The organism is Microterricola viridarii, assembly GCF_900104895.1.
GTDB classification, from domain to species: Bacteria; Actinomycetota; Actinomycetes; order Actinomycetales; family Microbacteriaceae; genus Microterricola; species Microterricola viridarii.
This window is the reverse complement of the sequence record NZ_LT629742.1, coordinates 1,280,629-1,299,639: the sequence shown is the minus strand read 5'-3', so window position 1 is coordinate 1,299,639 and position 19,011 is coordinate 1,280,629. Positions and strand designations below refer to the sequence as shown.

General features: G+C 68.4%; 16 protein-coding genes. 9 read left to right on the top strand and 7 right to left on the bottom strand.

Annotated elements, in window-relative coordinates; genetic code table 11:
- Nucleotides 1-29 precede the first annotated feature (29 nt).
- The gene (locus tag BLT62_RS05910) at nucleotides 30-1,412 is read left to right on the top strand and encodes a glycosyltransferase family 4 protein (RefSeq protein WP_083363227.1); all 1,383 of its coding nucleotides are present in this window, start codon (nucleotides 30-32) and stop codon (nucleotides 1,410-1,412) included.
- 9 nt (nucleotides 1,413-1,421) lie between these two features.
- Here BLT62_RS05910 and BLT62_RS05905 read toward each other — a convergent pair whose 3' ends face one another.
- Nucleotides 1,422-2,786, bottom strand: a complete 1,365-nt coding sequence (locus BLT62_RS05905) for a hypothetical protein (RefSeq protein ID WP_172829648.1) — start codon at nucleotides 2,784-2,786, stop codon at nucleotides 1,422-1,424.
- A gap of 211 nt (nucleotides 2,787-2,997) precedes the next feature.
- Between BLT62_RS05905 and BLT62_RS05900 the strand changes: the two genes are divergently transcribed.
- The 5 genes from BLT62_RS05900 to BLT62_RS05880 all read left to right on the top strand — a co-directional run bounded on the left by BLT62_RS05900 (nucleotide 2,998) and on the right by BLT62_RS05880 (nucleotide 9,018).
- On the top strand, nucleotides 2,998-5,019 hold the full coding sequence (locus tag BLT62_RS05900) for a glycosyltransferase family 2 protein (RefSeq protein WP_172829647.1): 2,022 nt from the start codon (nucleotides 2,998-3,000) through the stop codon (nucleotides 5,017-5,019).
- Nucleotides 5,020-5,099: 80 nt separating this feature from the next.
- Entirely contained in the window at nucleotides 5,100-6,002 is a 903-nt protein-coding gene (locus tag BLT62_RS05895; protein ID WP_083363224.1) for an ABC transporter permease, read from the top strand.
- A gap of 14 nt (nucleotides 6,003-6,016) precedes the next feature.
- On the top strand, nucleotides 6,017-7,252 hold the full coding sequence (locus BLT62_RS05890; RefSeq protein WP_083363223.1) for an ABC transporter ATP-binding protein: 1,236 nt from the start codon (nucleotides 6,017-6,019) through the stop codon (nucleotides 7,250-7,252).
- Nucleotides 7,253-7,258: 6 nt separating this feature from the next.
- On the top strand, nucleotides 7,259-8,119 hold the full coding sequence (locus BLT62_RS05885) for a glycosyltransferase family 2 protein (protein WP_083363222.1): 861 nt from the start codon (nucleotides 7,259-7,261) through the stop codon (nucleotides 8,117-8,119).
- Nucleotides 8,116-9,018, top strand: a complete 903-nt coding sequence (locus BLT62_RS05880; RefSeq protein WP_156786253.1) for a hypothetical protein — start codon at nucleotides 8,116-8,118, stop codon at nucleotides 9,016-9,018. Before BLT62_RS05885 ends, BLT62_RS05880 begins: the two co-directional genes overlap by 4 nt.
- A gap of 77 nt (nucleotides 9,019-9,095) precedes the next feature.
- Here BLT62_RS05880 and BLT62_RS05875 read toward each other — a convergent pair whose 3' ends face one another.
- The 3 genes from BLT62_RS05875 to BLT62_RS05865 all read right to left on the bottom strand — a co-directional run bounded on the left by BLT62_RS05875 (nucleotide 9,096) and on the right by BLT62_RS05865 (nucleotide 12,597).
- Nucleotides 9,096-10,967, bottom strand: a complete 1,872-nt coding sequence (locus BLT62_RS05875; protein ID WP_156786252.1) for a cell wall-binding repeat-containing protein — start codon at nucleotides 10,965-10,967, stop codon at nucleotides 9,096-9,098.
- 152 nt (nucleotides 10,968-11,119) lie between these two features.
- The gene (gene rfbA, locus BLT62_RS05870; protein WP_083363219.1) at nucleotides 11,120-11,986 is read right to left on the bottom strand and encodes a glucose-1-phosphate thymidylyltransferase RfbA; all 867 of its coding nucleotides are present in this window, start codon (nucleotides 11,984-11,986) and stop codon (nucleotides 11,120-11,122) included.
- Between the two features lie 2 nt (nucleotides 11,987-11,988).
- On the bottom strand, nucleotides 11,989-12,597 hold the full coding sequence (locus tag BLT62_RS05865) for a dTDP-4-dehydrorhamnose 3,5-epimerase family protein (RefSeq protein WP_083363218.1): 609 nt from the start codon (nucleotides 12,595-12,597) through the stop codon (nucleotides 11,989-11,991).
- Between the two features lie 74 nt (nucleotides 12,598-12,671).
- Here BLT62_RS05865 and rfbD point away from each other — a divergent pair, with 74 nt between their 5' ends.
- The 3 genes from rfbD (at nucleotide 12,672) to BLT62_RS05850 (ending at nucleotide 15,882) form a co-directional block, all read left to right on the top strand.
- Entirely contained in the window at nucleotides 12,672-13,529 is an 858-nt protein-coding gene (rfbD, locus tag BLT62_RS05860) for a dTDP-4-dehydrorhamnose reductase (protein WP_083363217.1), read from the top strand.
- A 199-nt stretch (nucleotides 13,530-13,728) separates the two neighbouring features.
- Nucleotides 13,729-14,727, top strand: a complete 999-nt coding sequence (gene rfbB, locus BLT62_RS05855; protein ID WP_083363216.1) for a dTDP-glucose 4,6-dehydratase — start codon at nucleotides 13,729-13,731, stop codon at nucleotides 14,725-14,727.
- A gap of 18 nt (nucleotides 14,728-14,745) precedes the next feature.
- The gene (locus BLT62_RS05850) at nucleotides 14,746-15,882 is read left to right on the top strand and encodes a glycosyltransferase family 4 protein (RefSeq protein ID WP_083363215.1); all 1,137 of its coding nucleotides are present in this window, start codon (nucleotides 14,746-14,748) and stop codon (nucleotides 15,880-15,882) included.
- A gap of 6 nt (nucleotides 15,883-15,888) precedes the next feature.
- On the opposite strand, the gene BLT62_RS05845 is transcribed toward BLT62_RS05850, so the two are convergent.
- The 3 genes from BLT62_RS05845 to BLT62_RS05835 form a co-directional block, all read right to left on the bottom strand.
- Complete coding sequence (locus tag BLT62_RS05845; RefSeq protein WP_231919363.1) at nucleotides 15,889-17,283, bottom strand: LCP family protein; 1,395 nt, start codon at nucleotides 17,281-17,283, stop codon at nucleotides 15,889-15,891.
- Nucleotides 17,280-17,747: a 5-(carboxyamino)imidazole ribonucleotide mutase gene (purE, locus tag BLT62_RS05840; protein ID WP_083365329.1), complete on the bottom strand. Its 468-nt coding sequence runs from the start codon at nucleotides 17,745-17,747 to the stop codon at nucleotides 17,280-17,282. Before purE ends, BLT62_RS05845 begins: the two co-directional genes overlap by 4 nt.
- Before the next feature lie 85 nt (nucleotides 17,748-17,832).
- Nucleotides 17,833-18,963 carry a 5-(carboxyamino)imidazole ribonucleotide synthase gene (locus tag BLT62_RS05835; RefSeq protein ID WP_172829646.1) on the bottom strand — a complete coding sequence of 377 codons (1,131 nt, stop codon included), beginning with the start codon at nucleotides 18,961-18,963 and terminating at the stop codon, nucleotides 17,833-17,835.
- Between the last annotated feature and the right edge of the window lie 48 nt (nucleotides 18,964-19,011).

The window sequence follows — 19,011 nt, the reverse complement described above, 5'->3', positions numbered from 1 at the left end:
GACGCGGCCGCCCCACCGGAGGATTCCCCATGCCGCTCGAGACCGACACGCCCCAGAAGACGGCGGCACTGAACAAGGTCCTGGTCATCACGCCCGACTCCCTCGGTGTCCAGATGGCGGGGCCCGCCATCCGAGCCTTCGAGATGGCCAAAGCTCTCTCGGCCGTCGCCGATGTGCGCCTCGTCTCGACGCTGCAGTCCGAGCTCCAGCACCCAGACTTCCCGGTCTTCTTCGCGTCGTCCGACGAGCTCCGCGCCCACGCGGACTGGAGCGACGTCATCGTGTTCCAGGGCCATGTTCTGGCCAGCTTCCCGTGGCTCAGCGATGAGCGGTACATCCTCGTCGCGGACATCTACGACCCCATGCACCTGGAGGTCTTGGAGCAGGTCAAAGCGCTTCCGGAGGCCGACAGGCTGCACGTCTCGCTGCAGACCGCCGAGGTGCTCAACGCGCAGATCGAGCGCTCGGACTACATGCTCTGCGCCTCGGAGAAGCAGCGCGACTTCTGGCTCGGCCAGCTGGCGGCCCTCTGCCGCATCAACCCGTACACCTACGATCAGGACGCCAGCCTGCGCTCGCTCCTCGGAGTCGCGCCGTTCGGCATCGAGGACACCGCCCCGGTCCAGGTGCGGCACGGCATCAAGGGCACCGTCCCCGGCATCTCCGAGAGCGACACCGTCATCATCTGGGGCGGCGGGATCTACAACTGGTTTGACCCGATCACCCTGATCCACGCGGTGCACGCGCTCTCCAAGACGCACCCAGACCTTCGCCTGTTCTTCCTCGGTGTGAAGCACCCGAACCCCAACGTGCCGGAGATGGAGGTCTCGCTGCGGACCAGGGAGCTGGCCGAGTCGCTCGGGCTTCTCGACCGGGTCGTCTTCTTCAACGACGGCTGGGTGCCCTACGACGAGCGCGCGAACTACCTGCTCGATGCGGACCTCGGCGTCAGCACCCACTTCGACCACCTGGAGACGGCCTTCAGCTTCCGCACCAGGATCCTCGACTACCTCTGGGCCTCACTGCCGATCGTCAGCACCGACGGCGACACCTTTGCCAGCATCATCCGCGACAACGACCTCGGCCGCGTCGTGCCGCCCGAGGACATCGAGGCGCTGCGCGGCGCGCTGGAGGAGCTGCTCTACGACGACGAGCGCAGGGCCGTCGTGCGCGAGAACGTGCAGCGCTACGCGCAGCGCCTGCGCTGGTCGACGGTCCTCGAGCCGCTGATCGCCTTCTGCCTGAACCCGCGACGCGCCCCGGACATCGTCGCCGGCGTGGTCTCCCCGCGGCAGCGGGAGCGGAAGGATCTCGCCACACGAATCGCCGGTCTCGAGGCGAGCTCGTCGTGGCGGGTCACCCGACCGATCCGTTGGGCGTCCAACCGCCTCAGCCGCCTCGGCCGCGGCTGACCCGCGCGGCTAGCTCGGAACGGTGAGCATCGCCGCGTAGCTCACGACGCCGAGCGCCCCCAGCACGGCGACCGGAGCGCGCCGCTCGGTCTGCTGCACGAACACCGCGGCGGCGATCAGGAACAGCGGGAACAGTGAGAGCCCGTAGCGCTCGGGCAGCGAGAAGTAGTACCCGGTGGAGATGCGCACGGCGGTCGCGAGCAGCGGGCCGATCAGAAGCGCCATGAGCAGGGTCCCGTAGGCGAATGACGCCTTGAGGGTGCCGGGCTTGGCCGTCACCACGAGGCCGAGCACACCCGCCACGGCGATCCACACGGCCAGGTTGGTGACGATCATCGCCCCCGTCGAGGTGGCATCGACACCTGTGCCGGAGCCCGGCAGGTACTTGAACATGAGGTTGAGCAGCGCGTGCAGGCTGTAGTCGTTCGCCGTGCCCTGGTCGGGCGATGGGCCGAGCGAGATCAGCGCGCGCACCACGGTCCACGCGCCCTGGGCGAGCACGGCGGCCACCACCGCGAGCGCCGCGAAGCGGGTGTGGCGGTGCAGGATGGTCCCGCGCAGACGCGTCCAGAACGGGCCGGCGGATGCCGAGAAGGCCGCGAACAAGAGCGTGAGGGCGACCGCGCCGATCACGGCCACGTTCTGGAATTTCAGCAGCGTGATGACCGGCGCCGCCAACACCAGCCACCAGCCGGATCCGGCACCCTGCAGGTATCGGACGGTCAGCAACGCCAGGAGCGCCCCGGCGAACATGGTCGGTGCGTCGGTGCTGATGTAGGTGTTGAACCAGTAGGCCGGCATCGAGCCGACCAGGAGCAGGGTGATCCCGGTGCCGGCCCAGGGGCCGATCTTGAGCCGGCGCAATGCGGAGAAGAGGAGGAGCCCGGCTGCGGCCAGCCAGAAGACGCCCGCGAAGCGGCCGGCCTGGGTCAGCGAGTCGGTGACGCCCAGCCAGAGCAGCGGCTGAGCCACGACTCGGGTGACGCCGAAGTAGAGCGGCGTGTAGATGTCGGCGGAGGTGATGCCGCCCATCGGGAACCGCGCGTCGTCGTCGGCGATCGCGGGCGAGCAGCGGTCGTCTGGGGCCGGCGCGAGGATCCGCAGGCCGCGGCATCCGAGCTCCTGCCTGGCATAATGGCCGACCTCTTCGCCCTGCCGCACGACGCCCTGGTCCAGCACCTTGGCGTAGTAGTCGATGTAGACGTACTCGTCGATCGGCGAGATCGCGTTGTGCTGCGGAACGTGCACGATGCCGACGAGGAGACTGGCCAGGATGATCAACACCGGCGGCAGCCAGCGGGTGAAACGGGCGGCGGCGCCGGACCGGAGCGGGGGTGTCGGTGGGCTCTGGTGCGAGGCGGTGTCGATATCCATGTCCGTGCCAGTGTCTCACGGGCACGATCACCCCCAGAAGTGCCACACCCGAACAAGGCACAGTGGATGGCGCGCCTTTGCGCCTCGCAGCAAGGTACCGTACGGTCGTGGGGACATGTCCAGGAGAGGAGCCTCAATGGGGAGACTGCTTCGCGCCGCAAAGCGGCGTGTTCGAAGCGCACTCGGCGGCGTCCCCTCGCTGGAACCGAGAATGACCCGTTGGGATCACCGAGAGCGGACTGCGGCGCTCGCCCGCTCTCCCCTGTTCGACCTGGAGTACTACGAGGCGCAGTCCAACGAGGCGTTCCAGACGAAGAAGGATGCCGCCGAGCACTTCCTCCGCCACGGTGCGGCGGCCGGGTACTCCCCCACTCCGCTCTACAACGAGGAATGGTACGGATTCCACACCGGCCTTCTGCACGAAGCCCCGCGCTTCTGCCACATGTTCTTCCACAACGAGCCGCTCAACACCACCTCGCCCCTCTTCGACGCCAGGGTCTACGTGCAGAAGCCGCTTCGGCGCGGTGGGGCGCGGCTGATCAGCCTGCGCGACGCCCTGGAGCAGTTCGTCGCGCACGCGACCCCGGACACGGTGCTGCCCGTGCACGACTTCTGCGCCGGAACGCCGACGTGGGGCGAGGCCAGGGCGGAGGCGCTGAAGACGAGCGCCCGCTATTGGCGTCGCACCGAGCTCAACCGCGAGCGGTTCAGCACCGAATGGCACAGTGGGCCGCTCCCGGAGTTGCCGCCCCGCGCGGCCGGCTCTGCGCTGGTGTCCGTCGTCATGCCCGTGCGCGACCGCGCCACCGTCATCTCCGCGGCGATCGAGTCCGTGCTCGCCCAGAGCTACCCCGACTGGGAGCTCATCGTCGTCGACGACGGGTCCACTGACAGCACACCGGACGTCGTGCAGCGCTACTCCGAGCGCGATCCACGAGTACACCTCGTGCGCGGGCCGGCGGCCGGGGTCTGCGCGGCCCGCAACAGCGGGATCGCTGCAGCCGAAGGGCGCTACATCGCCTTCCTCGACTCCGACAACGTCTGGGTCCCCGAGCTCCTCGAGCACAGCGTCGCCGCCCTGGAGACGGGCAACGCCGTGGCGGTCTATGCCGCCGTCGAGATGAAGAAGGAGTCCGGCGAGAACCGCTTTCTCGCGATCCACGGTTCCCGCGACGACCTCCTCTACGGCGGCAATTTCGTGGACCTGAACACCCTGGTCGTGCGCAGCGAGGCGATCGCCGAGATCGGCGGGTTCGACGAGTCCCTGCGCCGCTGGGTCGACTACGACCTCGCAATCCGCCTGTTCGCGCTGGGACCCGTCGAACTGCTTCCGTTTATCGGCGTGATCTACAGCGAGAGCACGGGGACCGGTCGCATCAGCACCGTGGAGGCGCCCGGCTGGGAGCAGGTCGTGCTGAGCAAGTATCTGCTGGACTGGGCCAAGATCGAAGCAGCGGTGCCGGCGCGGGTGCCCGGCCGCGTGTCAATCGTCATCCCGAGCTATGCGGACTGGCGCCACACTCTGCCCGCTGTGCGCAGCGTTCTGGCGCACTCCGGCAACATCGACATCGAGATCGTCGTCGTCGACAACGGGTCCCCGCGTTCACCGTCCGAGATCTTGGCGGCCGGACTGCTCGGAGCCAATCAGGTGCGCTTGCTCCCGCTGGAGCGCAACACCAACTTTGCGCTGGGGTCGAACCTCGGCTTCGCCCTGGGAACCGGCGAGTACACGCTCTTCCTCAACTGCGATACCGAGGTCGGCGAGGATTGGCTCGCCCCCCTGCTCAGCGCGCTGAACGAGGCGGGTGCCGACGGCCGCCCCGTCACCGCGGTGCAGCCGCTGGTGCTCAACGACGACGGCTCGGTGCAGAGCGCCGGGCTCCGCTTCGAACGGGGCGAACCGATCCCCCACGATCTCCTCACGGTCCCGAGCGAGGTCACCGAGATCGATGGCGTCTCCGGCGTTGCGATGCTGCTGCGCTCCGCCGATTTCGCCGCCGTGCACGGCTTCGACCCGATCTTCAGCAATGGCTACGACGACGCCGACTTCTCGCTCCGCCTCGCCACGGCCGGCCACGCCGACTTCCGCGTGGTGCCGAACTCACGAGTGCGCCATTTCCAGCTCTTCAGCCCCGGCCGCTTCGCCGCGGACGCCAACAACAGGCGCCTGCTCGCCGCTCGCTGGCCGGAACTGTTCCAGCCGAGCGGCCACGCGGCATCCCGCGCACGGTAACGCATCTGGCTGGGCAGGGCTCGCAATTTGGCTCACTATAATTGCGGGAGCTTTCCCCGAATGGATCGAGAACACACCAGATGAGCGCGCAAGACCGCTTCGACAGCCTCGCACAGCAGAAGCTGGTGACGGTTGGATCAGCGCAGAGCCGCAGTGCCCTGCACTCGATTCGCGAGATTTTCCAGCAACGAGAGATGCTCTCGCTGCTTGTACGGCGCGACCTCAAGTCGCGTTACAAGGACAGCGCACTCGGCTTCGTCTGGACCTTGGTCCGGCCGTTGACCCAGCTGCTGATCTACTACATCGTCATCGGCCAGTTCCTGTCCGCGGCGCGGGCAGGCGGCATCCCCGATTTCGCGATCTATGTCTTCACCGGGTTGACCGCTTACGGGCTGCTCAGCGAGACCATCGGCGGCGGGACGTCATCGATCGTCGGCAATGCCGGTCTGATCAAGAAGATCTATCTGCCGCGCGAGGTCTTCCCGTTGGCCAGCGTGGGCTCTGCGCTGTTCAACTTCTTGATTCAGCTCGGGATCCTCCTGGTCGCGACGCTGATCGCAGGCGCGTTCCCCATCCACGCCGATGTCTTCTACGCCATCCCGGCCCTGATGGTGCTTCTGGTGTTCGGCATGGCACTCGGGCTGTTCTTCGCGGCCGTCAACGTCTACCTGCGCGACATCCAGTACCTCGTCGAGGTCATGCTGCTGCTTCTGCTGTGGGCATCCCCGATCGTGTACTCCTGGTCCATGGTGAAGAACGCCGTCGGTGATGGCCTTCTCCTCGACATCTACACCAACAACCCGATCACCCTGGCTGTGCTCGGATTCCAGAAGGCCTTCTGGACGGCCGGCAGCGGCGTGGCCGAGTACCCCGTCGACCTGCTGCCCCGCCTCGGCATCGCGTTCGTCGTCGGCCTGGTTCTCCTGGCCATCGCGCAGCGCGTTTTCAGCAAGCTGCAGGGCAACTTCGCCCAGGCACTCTAAGGATCGAAGAGAGAATGACGCAGCTCCAAGACACCGCTCGCCCCGAATCCGGCAGAGCCCCCGACGTTGTGCGCATCAACGACGTCTCGAAGCGTTTCGTGCTGCGCAAGGACAACTCCCTCAAGGAACGCCTCGTCACGCTCGGCCGCAACGGCCGCCGCCACCGCGAGGACTTCTGGGCGCTCCGCGGGGTGACCACCTCCATCCAGGCCGGCCACACCGTCGCCCTGATCGGGCATAACGGTTCGGGCAAGTCCACCCTGCTCAAGGTCATCGGCGGCATCATCGACCCCTCCGGCGGAAGCGTGGAGCGGCGCGGCCGCATCGCCGCGCTGCTCGAGCTCGGTGCCGGATTCCACCCCGACCTCACCGGGCGCGAGAACGTGTACCTGAACGCCTCCATCATGGGGCTCAGCCGCGCGGTGACCGAGGAGCGATTCGCCAGCATCCTCGATTTCTCCGGCATCGGCGACTTCATCGACACCCAGGTCAAGTTCTACTCCTCCGGCATGTACGTGCGTCTCGCCTTCGCTGTCGCCGTGCACACCGACCCCGACCTGCTCCTCGTCGACGAGGTGCTCGCCGTCGGCGATGAGGCCTTCCAGCGCAAGTGCCTCGACAAGATCCGCTCCTTCCAGGAGGAGGGGCGCACGATCGTGCTCGTCACGCACTCGCTGAGCCAGGTGGAAGAGCTCTGCGACCGTGCCATCCTCCTGAACGCCGGCGAGATCGCCTATGACGGCGACCCGCGCGAGGCCGTCGCCAAGTTCCGCGACATCCTCGAGGACCGTCGTGTGTCGCAGATCGCGCCGGGCTCCAGCGAGAAGGCGCGCGAGGCGATCGTGCACGGGGCGACTGCCGTCGCCGCGGGCCGCGACGCCGAGGCTCCCCTCGAGCTGGGCGACGACCTCGAGATCACCATGGACGTCGAGCACTTCGGGTCGACGGACGACTGGATGGTCGCAATCCAGATCGACAACACCCTCGGCCAGGTCGTGTACGGCACCACGACGAAGCGGCTCGGACTGGAGCTCGGCACCCTCAGCGGTCGTCGCCAGGTGCGTTTCGTGCTGAAGGACAACCGCTTCGGCACCGGCAAGTACTTCGTCAACGTCTCGTTGATGGAGCGCTCCGGCCGGCATTTCGCCGATCTGCCCCAGGCCTGTGACTTCGACGCCGCCGGCAACATCCTCGCCGTCGGATCGACCTATGCGGAGCCCGTCTTCACCGATCTCAGCCAGGAGCGATGATAGTTCGTGGGCGCTAACACACCGTCAGCACGGGTGCTGGTCGTCACGGTGACCTACAACACCGGCGAGACGCTGCGACCGTTCCTGGCCACGCTGGCGACGGCCAGCGCGCATCCGCTCGACGTGATCGTCGTCGACAATGCGTCGGCCGATCTCCGCGTCGAGCGGGCGCTTGCCGCAGAGTTCGGGGCCACCCTGCTGGAGCTGGAGCGCAATCTGGGTTACGGCGGCGGCGTCACCGCCGGCGTCCAGCAGAGCGGATCCACTGCGGACTATGTGCTCATCGTCAACCCGGACGTCTCGTTCACCCCCGGCGCCATCGATGCACTCGTGGCTGCCGCCGACGCCGACCCGCGCATCGGGTCAGTCGGGCCCCGCATCTTGGATGCCGACGGGAGCGTGTACCCGTCCGCTCGCAACCTGCCGTCGCTGCGCACCGGAATCGGCCATGCCCTGCTCGGACGGGTCTGGCGCTCCAACCCGTGGTCGACGCGATACCGCGCCGAGCACGCCTACGGAATCGAGCAGCGCGACGCCGGCTGGCTCTCCGGCGCCTGCGTCCTCACCCGACGCACGGCCTACGACGCCATCGGCGGCTTCGACGAGCGCTTCTTCATGTACTTCGAGGATGTGGACCTCGGCGCCCGGCTCGGCAAGAACGGCTGGCGCAACGTCTACGTCCCCACCGCGACGGTCACCCACACCGGCGCGCACTCCACCGCCCAGTCGGCCAAGCGCATGGAGGCCGCGCACCACGACAGCGCCTACGTCTACCTCGCAGACAAGTATTCGGCGTGGTACCTCGCGCCTGTCCGCCTCGTGCTGCGGATCGGACTCTCCGCTCGCAAATGGTGGGTCACTCGGTGACCAGGCCGCTCCGCGATATCCCCGCGGGTGTTGTGCGGCGCTCCCGGCGATACGCCGGTGCGGCCAAACGACGGGCGGGCACGGCGCTTCGGGCCGCCTCCGGCCGCATCGGTGTTGCGCGCGAGACCGTCCGCTGGAACTCGGCCGTGCGCCGCGGCCGCGCCGGGGCGTTCCGCGTCGAGCCGCTGCTCTCCCGCCCGCTCGACACGGCCCTGCCGGTCATCGTGTGCATGTGGAAGCGCCCACAGCGCATCGAGGACATCCTGCGTCAGCTCGATGCGCAGAGCGTGGAGCGTGGCATCCGCCTGCTCATCTGGAACAACCTTCCAGACAACGACGACTTCTACCGTTCGCGCATCGCGGCGTTCACCCCGCAGGGCGCTCTGCGCAGCGTCGAGTATCACTCCAGCGCGGTGAACGTCGGCGGGATCGGCCGGTTCTTCCTCGCCCGCAAGATCCGCGCAGCCGGCTACCGCGGGCACTTCGCGATGCTTGATGATGACCAGGACATCACGCCCCGCTTCGCGGACGACCTCCTCGACGCGGCCGCACCCCGTGAGTTCGGCGGGGTCTGGGCCTGGAACTACGTCGACTCCCACTGGAATCGCACGGAGACCCCTCCCGGGGCCGCGGCAGACTACGTAGGAACGGGCGGCTCCGTGTGCGATATCGAGATCGTGCGCGAGGACGACTTCTTCACTGGGCTCCCGCGCCGGTTCGCGTTCTTGGAGGACCAGTGGCTCTGCGGCTACGCCCGGGCGCGGGGCTGGACGCTGCGCAAGATCGACACACCCTACGAGTTCGTGCTCGACGAGACGAACCAGTTCCACACCATGGCTGACCTCAAGAACGAGTTCCGCGACTACCTCACCGAGATGATCGCACGCGCCTCCCCCTGACGCGGCAACGGCAGGGGCCCGGCAGATCATGTCTGCCGGGCCCCTGCCGTGTATGCGGCTACCGCCTCACTGCCTGATCAGCAGCCCTCGAGGCGGGCGATGCTCTCGTTGAGGGCGGCCGGGCCACCGAGCAGGCGGATGGATGCCACATTCAGTCGCTGCTTGAGCTCGGAGCGCAGCTCGCCCGTCACGCAGCCAGGGTAGGTGACGTACAGCGGGCTTCCGGCCCGGGCCGCTGCTGCGGAACCCGCCAGGGCATCGGGGAAGCTGAGGCTCGTGGCGAGGTAGGCAGACGTCGCGCCCGGGAAGGCGTCCCGGTTGATTGCGACGCTGGTCAGCTCGCGAACCTCGCCGGAAAGCCGTTTCACGGCAACGCCCTTCGCGACGATCCCGGACTCGACACCCGGGTGCACGGCGACCGGGCCGCCGACGATCTTCACAGAGGTGATCTTGCGCGCCTTGAGGTAGTCGGTCGTCGCCGCGTCGACGCCGCCGATACCACCGTTGACCAGCAGGATGGGAACGCGGGCGACGCCGGCCGCAGCGCTGGCGGACAGCGCGTCAGGGTAGTTCAGCCCCGTCGCGACGTAGGCGGAGGTCGCACCGCCGAATGCCTGCTGGGCCACCTTCCGAGACGTGTCATAGCGATCGGAGCCGAAGATGCGCGTAACGGGTGCGATCTGCTTGAGCGTGTTGACAACGTGATCGCTCACGGCCGCCGGGCCGCCGACGACGATGATGCTCTTCGGCTTGACCCGCTTCAGCTCTGCGGTGGTGGGATCGGGCACGTAGCCGGGGTTTGTCAGCAGCAGCGGCCCGCCCTGCGACGCAGCGGCCGGCCCGGCCGCGAGAGCGTCGGGGAAGTCCTCGCCGGTGACGACATAGGCCACGGGCACGCTGCCCTCTCCGCTGAAGCTCGACCGAGAGATTGCGGCGGCGGTGTCGTAGCGGTCAGTTCCCGCGATGCGCTGGGCGCTCGGCGATGGGCTGCCGGTCGGGCTGCCGAACCACTGGGTGTAGTAGAGGGAGAAGTTGCGGTTGCCGTAGCTGGAGCACGGGTCGCCGCTGGCGCCCCAGCCGGCCGCGAGCGCAGCGCCGTTGGGCTGGTACGGCGTGTAGTGATACATCGCCGCGGTCGCAACGTTGGCGATGCGCACGCCGGGTGCCCCGCATGCCGCATTCGGGTGCAGCTGCACCGGCTTGACCTGACCGACCTCGTACTTCTTGCTCTTGAACATCGAGCTGTCCGGGTTGGTGTACCAGACGATCTGACGGGCAGCGGCGTAGACCTGGTTGAAGAAGCCGTAGTACTGGGAGTCGCAGACGTCGGTGTCCGGGCAGCCCATGCCCATGGCCTTGCGCAGGATCTCGCTCGATGGGCCGTTGCGGGTGACGAGCGACTGCTCCTTCTGGAGGGTGACGAGGATGACCTTGGCGCTCAGGCCGCAGGCCCGCTGCACCTTGTAGATGATCCGGGCGGCCGACTCGTTCGCCGCGCCGGCGTACGGCGCGCAGGTGCCCCACGTCCAGGACGCGTTCGGGGTGTTCATCTTCAGGACGTTGAGGCAGTTGCTGTTCTCACAGGGCGCCGCGATATTCCGGTCGAGGAATGTCTGGATCTCGCCCTCCGTCATCGCCCACGAGTCGAAGAAGTTGTAGTCGCTGATGATGTTGCCCGGGTCGAAGGAGCTGGCGACGGCGGCCGCGAACGGGGCGGCGAATGTGCGTGCCTGCGGCGCAGTCTCGAGGTCCGCCTCGAGATCGGGCTCGACGCCAAGCTCGTCGGTCGCCCCGTCGAGCTCGTCGGACGGCGTCTCGGCCGGCACCTCGGCCGGTTCCTCGACCGGCGCCTCAACCAGGGCGTCTGCCGGGGGCACCTCGTCGGGCTGGACGGAGGTCCAGTCGATGCCGTCCTCCGCGAATGCCGCGCCGACAGGTGCCAGGCTCAACCCAGTCAGAAGGACAAGGGAACTGAGACCGAGAGCGAGTATTCGGCGTGGGGAATTCGAGCGCATGTCCCCCATGGTAGGGCGATTAAACGAATCGGCCCCGGCGACAGGCGCCGGGGCCGAAAAGCGGCAGATGAATTTTCTGCTGCGGTCTACTCAGCTTCCACGAGCCGCTTCAGGTACCGTCCGTAGCCGCTCTTCACGAGCGGGGCAGCGAGTCCCTGCAGCTGGGCGTCGTCGATCCAGCCGGCACGCCAGGCGATCTCTTCGATGCATCCGACCTTGAACCCCTGACGGTCCTCGATCACCCGCACGTACTCGGAGGCCTGCATCATCGACTCGAATGTGCCGGTGTCCAGCCACGCGGTGCCGCGGTCGAGAACCTGCACCTGCAGCTTGCCCGCCTGCAGATAGCGCTCGTTGATGGTGGAGATCTCCAGCTCGCCTCTGGCGCTCGGCTCGATCGTCTTGGCGATCTCGACGACCGAGTTGTCGTAGAAGTACAGGCCGGGCACGGCGTAGTTGCTCTTCGGCTTGACCGGCTTCTCCTCGATCGAGACGGCGGTGAAGTCCTCGTCGAACTCAACGACACCGTAGGAGGTGGGGTCGCTGACCTGGTACGCGAAGATCAGCGCGCCGTCGACCTCGTTGTGCTTGCGCAGCGCCGAGCCCAGGCCGGTCCCGTGGAAGATGTTGTCGCCGAGCACGAGGGCAACGCTCTCGTCGCCGATGAACTCCTCGCCGATGATGAAGGCCTGGGCGAGGCCGTCCGGGGACGGCTGCTCGGCGTACTGGATCGAGATGCCGAGGTCGGAGCCGTCGCCGAAGAGGGCGCGGAACTGGCTGTTGTACTCCGGGGTGGTGATGATCAGGATCTCGTTGATCCCGGCCATCATCAGGGTCGACAGGGGGTAGTAGATCATCGGCTTGTCGTAGATCGGCATCAGCTGCTTGGAGATGCCCTTGGTGATCGGCCAGAGCCGGGTGCCGGAGCCGCCGGCCAGAATAATTCCGCGCATGTTTATGCCTTTGTGTTCAATGTCTCGTAGTACGCCCGTGCAGCTTCCCAGCTGGGCAGAATTCCGGATGCCGCAGCCTCGGCGAGGCTCGGGGCGTCGGTGTCCTTCGGCGAGAGCAGCGCCTCGCTGAGGTCGATGCCGAACTCGAGCCCGATCTCGGGGTCGAGCGGGTTGATGCCGTGCTCGCGCCCCGGGTTGAAGGTGTCGGTGACCAGGTAGCTGACGGTCGCGTTCTCGGTCAGCGCCACGAAGCAGTGGCCGAGGCCCTCGGCGATGTAGATCGCGCGGCGGTCCTTGTCGTCCAGGAGCACGGAGTCCCACTGGCCGAATGTCGGCGAGCCGACGCGGATGTCGATGACGAAGTCGAGCACGGCGCCGTGCGGGGCCGTCACGTACTTGGCCTGGCTCGGCGGGATGTCAGCGAAGTGGATGCCGCGCACGGAGCCGCGCTTGGACACCGAGGTGTTGGCCTGCTTCAGATCGATCGAGTGACCGACGACCTCTTCGAGCTTGTCGAAGCGGTACCACTCGAGGAAGACCCCACGGTCATCACCGAATTGCTTCGGGGTGATCTCGTAGCTGTCTGGAATGCTCAGTTCACGGATTTGCACGCCTGAGAGTCTATCAATCAGCGGCTGGGAGAGCTGTGGGGACCCTCTCGGCATGCCACGAATAACATGGACGCATGCGATACCTGATTACCGGCGCGTCCGGCATGCTCGGAACCGACCTCCAGAATGCCCTCACCGGCCGCGATGTCACGGCCCTCGGCCGCACCGACCTCGACGTGACCGACCTCGACGCCGTGCGCGCGGCCGTCGCCGGCCACGACGTCGTGATCAACGCCGCCGCCTACACGAAGGTCGACGACGCGGAGGGCAACGAGGATGCCGCGTATGCCGTCAACGCGACGGGCGCGAAGAATCTCGCCCGTGCGGCCCGGGAGGCCGGCGCAAAGCTGATCCAGGTCTCCACCGACTACGTCTTCGACGGTGTCGCCACCTCGCCGTACCCGGAGACTGCGCCGCGCGCCCCGATCTCGGCGTATGGCCGCACCAAGGCCGCCGGCGAGGAGCTTGCCACCGCCGAGCATCCAGAGGGCACCTACATCGTGCGCACCGCCTGGCTCTACGGCCAGCACGGCCCGAACTTCGCGGCGACCATGCTGCGCCTGGCCGGCAGCCACCCGACGGTCAGCGTTGTCGTCGACCAGCTGGGCCAGCCCACCTGGACGGCGGACCTGGCCCGCCAGATCGTGCTGCTCGCTGAGTCGGATGCCCCGGCCGGCGCCTACCACGGCACCAACGCGGGCCAGGCGTCCTGGTTCGACTTCACCCAGGCGATCTTCTCCGAGGTCGGCCTCGACCCCGAGCGGGTGCAGCCGACCGACAGCACCGCGTTCGTGCGTCCTGCTCCTCGCCCGTCGTACTCCGTGCTCGGCCACGATGCCTGGGCCGCGGCCGGACTGCCGGAGATGCGGGACTGGCGCGAGGCTCTGGCCGAGGCCGTCGCAACGGGTGCCGTCGCGAAGCCTGCCGATTAGCCCGCCGCAGCTCCCCGATCGTGACCGTGAGGGGCGGCCCGCGCGGGCGAGCGTTGCGGGTTGGCCCCGGGGCTGAGCATGCTCGAGCGCGAGCAGCCGCGGGCCCGCTGAGGCGGGAAACCGGCGTCCGCGGCATCCGCCGCCACGCACGGGGGCCGCTCACGGGAACCGCTCGGGCGGCTCTGGCTACAATGACGGGGTGTCTAGACTTCTTGTGACCGGCGGCGCCGGCTTTATTGGTTCGAACTTTGTGCACTACGTGTTGGACAACACCGAGCACAGCGTGACGGTGCTCGACAAGCTCACCTACGCCGGCAACCTCGCCTCGCTGGAGGGGCTCCCCGCCGACCGTTTCACCTTCGTCGAGGGTGACATCAGCGACGCAGCGCTCGTTGACAGCCTGTTCGCGGATGTCGACGCCGTCGTGCACTACGCGGCCGAGAGCCACAACGACAACTCCCTGGACGACCCGCGGCCGTTCCTCGACACCAACATCATCGGCACCTTCACGCTGCTCGAGGCCGCGCGCAAGTACAACGTGCGCTTCCACCACATCTCCACCGACGAGGTCTATGGCGACCTCGAGCTGGACGACCCGAACCGCTTCACCGAGACGACGCCGTACAACCCGTCGAGCCCGTACTCCTCGACCAAGGCCGGCAGCGACCTGCTGGTGCGCGCCTGGGTGCGCTCCTTCGGCGTTCAGGCCACGATCTCGAACTGCTCGAACAACTACGGCGCCTACCAGCACGTCGAGAAGTTCATCCCGCGCCAGATCACCAACGTTCTGCGCGGCGAGCGCCCCAAGCTCTACGGCAGCGGCGAGAACGTGCGCGACTGGATCCACGCCAACGACCACTCCTCCGCCGTGCTGACCATCCTCGACAAGGGTGTCATCGGCGAGACGTACCTGATCGGTGCCGACGGCGAGAAGAACAACAAGGAGGTCGTCGAGATGATCCTCGTCGGCCTCGGCCAGCCCGCCGACGCGTACGACCACGTCGTTGACCGCCCCGGTCACGACCTCCGCTACGCCATCGACTCGACGCGCCTGCGCACCGAGCTCGGCTGGGAGCCGCAGTTCTCCGACTTCGAGGCCGGCCTCGCCGACACCATCGCCTGGTACCGCGACAACGAGTCCTGGTGGGCGCCGCAGAAGGACGCCACCGAGGCCCGCTACAAGGCCCAGGGCCAGTAAGGCTCGGGCCGAGAACACATGACAACCCTGCGCGTCGTCGTCGATCAGATCATCGCCCCGGCCCCCGGGCCGATCGGGCAGTACAGCGAGGAGATCACTCGCGCCCTGATCCAGTCGGCGCCGCGCGGCTGCGACGTCGAGGGAATCGTCTCCGCCGCGCAGCGGGAGAAGTACGAGCGACTCGAGGCGGCCCTGCCCGGGCTCCGCGGGCTCTACACGACGACGCTTCCGCGTCGGGAGCTCGCGGCAGCCTGGCAGCTGGGCATCACCGCCAGCAGCGGCAACGGCATGATCCACGCGCCGGGGCTGTTCGCTCCGCTCCGGCGCCACGACCGCGTGAATGACGGCGTGCAGGTCGCCGTCACCGTGCACGACCTGCTCGCCTGGACCCACCCCGAGTCGCTCTCCACCAGCACCGTCGCCTGGCACAAGGCCATGATGCGCCGCGCCCGCAAGCATGCGGACGCCATCGTCGTGCCCTCGCACGCCCTGGCCGCTCAGCTGATGGAGCGTTTCGAGCTTGGCGACCGCGTGCGGGTTATCCCCGGCGCCGCCCGCAGCGGCCTCGTGCTGCCGGCCGATGCCGAGCAGCGCGCCGCGGCGCTCGGCCTGCCGGAGCGTTTCATCCTGACCTCCGGCTCGCTCGAGCCGCGCAAGGGCGTCACCGCGCTGATCGAGGGCCTCGGCCGCTTCGGCGGCGCCACGCTCCCCCTGGTGGTGCTCGGTGCGCCCAGCTGGGGCGACGTCGAGCTGGATGCCGTCGCCGACGACGCCGGGCTCGCAGAGGGCCGCGTGCTCGCGCTCGACAAGCTCTCCCCCGGCGACCTGGCCGTCGTGCTCTCCCGGGCCGCCGTGTTCGTGGCGCCGAGCCGGGCCGAGGGCTTCTCCGCCTCGATCATCGAGGCATTCCAGTTCGGCGTGCCGGTCGTGCACTCAGACGCTGCCGCGCTCGTCGAGGTGGCCGGCGATGCCGGTGTCTCCGTCGAGTTGGCGGATGCCGCCGGCTACCCGGAGCGGCTGGCCGAGGCCGTCGCACTGGTGCTCGGCGACGACGCACTCGCCGAGCGGATGAGTGTCTCCGGGCGCGACCGCTCCCGGGCGTTCAGCTGGCGCGACGCCGCAGAGCGCGTCTGGCAGCTGCACGCCGACCTGTAGGCCCCGCTAGTCCGCCGGCGCCGGCTCCTCTGTCGACACCGGCGGGTAGAGCGCCTCGTTGATGAGCTCGCGGATGTAGTCGAAGTCCGGGTCGAGCGGGTCGACGCCGTTGTCCGGCACCAGCTCCACGTTCACCATCGGCAGTTCCTTGGTCTTCATCGCGAGCTGGGTGAAGTAGCCGAGCATGCTCTGCGGGATGTCGGTGTTCACGACCTTGGTGCCGGCCTTCGCGATCTCCTGGAACTTGGAGAGCACGTTGGCCGGGTTGAACTGCTTCAGCACGGCGTCCTGCAGCTGGCGCTGCCTGGCCATGCGGTCGTAGTCACTGGTGTCGTGCCGGGAGCGCGCGTACCACAGGGCGTGGTAGCCGTCGAGGTGCTGCGGCCCGGCGTAGATCCACTCCGCCACGGTCGTGAAGGTCTCATCGGAGTGCATCGGCACGTCGCTCGGCACGTCGATGGTGACGCCTCCGAGCGCGTCGATCAGGTCGGAGAAGCCCTGCATGTCCACGAGCGCGTAGTACTGGATGGTGAGTCCCGTGATGCCCTCCGCGGCGGAGCGCATGCCCTCGACGCCCGGCTCGCTGCCCTGTTTGGTCGCGTCCGGGTACATCTCCGGGCTGACCAAGTCGACCTCGCTGTAGACCCAGTTCAGCTGGCATCCGTCCGGCTCGCCGACCTCGCAGCCGTCGATCGCGCCGTAGCCCTCCGGGTACACGGCGGCCAGCGGCGATCCCTCCGGGAACGGGAAGTACTTCATGTCACGCGGCAGGCCGATCGTCACGGCCTGGCCGGTCTCGGCGTCGATGCTGACCACCGAGATGCTGTCCGGGCGGGTGCCCTCGCGGTCGGCGCCGGTGTCCGCACCGAGCAGGAGGATGTTGTAGCGCCCGTCGACCGGGTCCTCGCTCGGGCCGGCGATGAAGACGGAGGAGAGGAAGCTGCTGGTGGTCGTGGCGATGTAGGCGCCGTAGGCGGCCGTGCCGGACAGCGCGAACATCAGCACCGTGGTGAGGCCGGCGATCCAGCCCCTGGCCGATGCCTTGGTGCGCACGAGCCGCACGAGCCGCAGCGTGTCGAGCGAGAGGATCAGCCAGACGACGGCGTAGAACACGAGGAACGCGGCGGCCACCCAGAGGGTGATCGAGTTCGCGGCGACGCTGAGCAGCACGTTCGGGGCGATCAGCCAGACGGCGAGGGCGAGCACGGCCAGCGTCCACAGGACGAGCGTGCAGCCCAGCCCGAAGCGGCCGAGCTTGCGGTTGCCCGCCAGCACCTGCGGGGCGCCGGGCACGAGGAAGTTGAGGGCGACGAGCCACCAGGCTCGCCGGGTCATGACGCTCGTCGACCCGGCATCCGGGAACCGAATCGGGCTCTGTGCGCTGTGCGTGTAGGTGCTCATAGGCGGGCCTGCAGGGCCTCATTCTTCTGCTCGACGATCTCGGCGAGGTTCTCGGCGTAGCGCGCGAGGGCGTCGCTCAGGCTCTCGTCGGCTGTCGCCAACACCTTCACCGCGATGAGTCCGGCGTTCTTGGCGCCGCCGATCGAGACCGTGGCGACCGGCACGCCGGCCGGCATCTGCACGATCGACAGCAGCGAGTCCATGCCGTCCAGCAGGCCGAGCGGCACGGGCACGCCCACGACGGGCAGGGTGGTGACGGATGCCAGCATGCCGGGCAGGTGCGCGGCGCCACCGGCGCCCGCGATGATGACCTTGAGGCCGCGCTCGCGCGCCGACTTGCCGTAGGCGATCATCTTCTCCGGCGTGCGGTGCGCGGAGAGCACCTCGACCTCGAAGGGCACCCCGAACTCGCGGAGCAGCTCCGCGGCCGCCGACATGACGTTCCAGTCGGAGTCCGAGCCCATGACGACGCCGACGAGGGCACCGGTCACAGGGTCGTTGGCGGGGAGGGAGTTCGCGAGGTCTTCAGGCACCAGACAATGGTAGTGCTCAGTCCTGAAAGAAAGCCGCAGCGGCTCGCGCCTGGTAACTCACGTCGTCGAGGTCGTCGCCGCCGACGTTCACGTGGCCGACCTTGCGGCCGGGCCGCGGGTCTTTGCCGTAGTTGTGCACCTTGGCGGTGGGGTGGGCGGCGAACGCGTCGGCGTAGCGGTCGGCGAGGCTGCCGGATGCCGGCCCGCCGAGGATGTTGACCATGACCGTCCAGGGGTCGCGCGTGCCCGTGCCGCCGAGCGGGAGGTCGAGCACCGCCCGCAGGTGCTGCTCGAACTGGCTCGTGGTCGAGCCGTCCTGCGACCAGTGCCCGCTGTTGTGCGGGCGCATCGCCAGCTCGTTGACGAGCAGGCGCTCGTCGGTGGTCTCGAACAGCTCGACGGCGAAGACGCCGGTGACCCCGATGCCCTCCGCAACCGCCAGCGCGATCTCGGCGGCGACATCCGCCACCTTCCCGGCCGAGTGCGGGGCGGGCGCGATGACCTCGCTGCAGACGCCGTCCTGCTGCACCGTCTCGACGACGGGCCAGGCGGCGAGCTCGCCGGAGGGCCGACGGGCGACGAGCTGGGCCAGCTCGCGCTTGAACTCGACGAGCTCCTCGACCAGCAGCGCCCCGCCGCGGCCGTCCTCGGCGAGCGCGAGGAACCAGTCGTCGGCCTCGTGGGCGGCGCGCACCACGCGCACTCCCTTGCCGTCGTAGCCGCCGCGCGGGGTCTTCACCACGGCGCGGCCGCCGTGCGCCTCGAGGAACTCGCCGAGCTCTGCGGCGCTCTCGATCGCGGCCCAGTCGGGCACGGGCAGGCCGAGCTCGGAGAGCTTGGCGCGCATCAGCAGCTTGTCCTGGGCGTAGAGCAGCGCGTCGGGGCCCGGGCGCACGGGGGTGCCCTGCTCGAGGAGGGCGTGCAGGATCTCCTGCGGCACGTGCTCGTGGTCGAAGGTGATCACGTCGACGGCCTCGGCGAATGCCAGCACGGTCGCGAGGTCGCGGTAGTCGCCGACGCCGCTCGCGGCCAGCTCGGCGGCCATGCCGTCCGCCTCGGCGAGCACGCGGATCTCGATGCCCAGATTCACCGCGGCGGGGATCATCATCCTGGCCAGCTGGCCGCCACCGATCACTCCAACAATCATGGGATCGCACTCTCCGTAAATCTGCAGGTGAATCGCGGATGCCGCGCA

Excerpts from the sequence above, each read along its gene's own strand:
- BLT62_RS05910 (WP_083363227.1), top strand. The coding sequence starts at position 30 with ATGCCGCTCGAGACCGACACGCCCCAGAAGACGGCGGCACTGAACAAG.
- BLT62_RS05905 (WP_172829648.1), bottom strand. The coding sequence starts at position 2,786 with ATGGATATCGACACCGCCTCGCACCAGAGCCCACCGACACCCCCGCTC.
- BLT62_RS05900 (WP_172829647.1), top strand. The coding sequence starts at position 2,998 with ATGACCCGTTGGGATCACCGAGAGCGGACTGCGGCGCTCGCCCGCTCT.
- BLT62_RS05895 (WP_083363224.1), top strand. The coding sequence starts at position 5,100 with ATGAGCGCGCAAGACCGCTTCGACAGCCTCGCACAGCAGAAGCTGGTG.
- BLT62_RS05890 (WP_083363223.1), top strand. The coding sequence starts at position 6,017 with ATGACGCAGCTCCAAGACACCGCTCGCCCCGAATCCGGCAGAGCCCCC.
- rfbA (WP_083363219.1), bottom strand. The coding sequence starts at position 11,986 with ATGCGCGGAATTATTCTGGCCGGCGGCTCCGGCACCCGGCTCTGGCCG.
- rfbD (WP_083363217.1), top strand. The coding sequence starts at position 12,672 with ATGCGATACCTGATTACCGGCGCGTCCGGCATGCTCGGAACCGACCTC.
- BLT62_RS05850 (WP_083363215.1), top strand. The coding sequence starts at position 14,746 with ATGACAACCCTGCGCGTCGTCGTCGATCAGATCATCGCCCCGGCCCCC.
- BLT62_RS05845 (WP_231919363.1), bottom strand. The coding sequence starts at position 17,283 with ATGAGCACCTACACGCACAGCGCACAGAGCCCGATTCGGTTCCCGGAT.
- purE (WP_083365329.1), bottom strand. The coding sequence starts at position 17,747 with ATGGGCTCGGACTCCGACTGGAACGTCATGTCGGCGGCCGCGGAGCTG.
- BLT62_RS05835 (WP_172829646.1), bottom strand. The coding sequence starts at position 18,963 with ATGATTGTTGGAGTGATCGGTGGCGGCCAGCTGGCCAGGATGATGATC.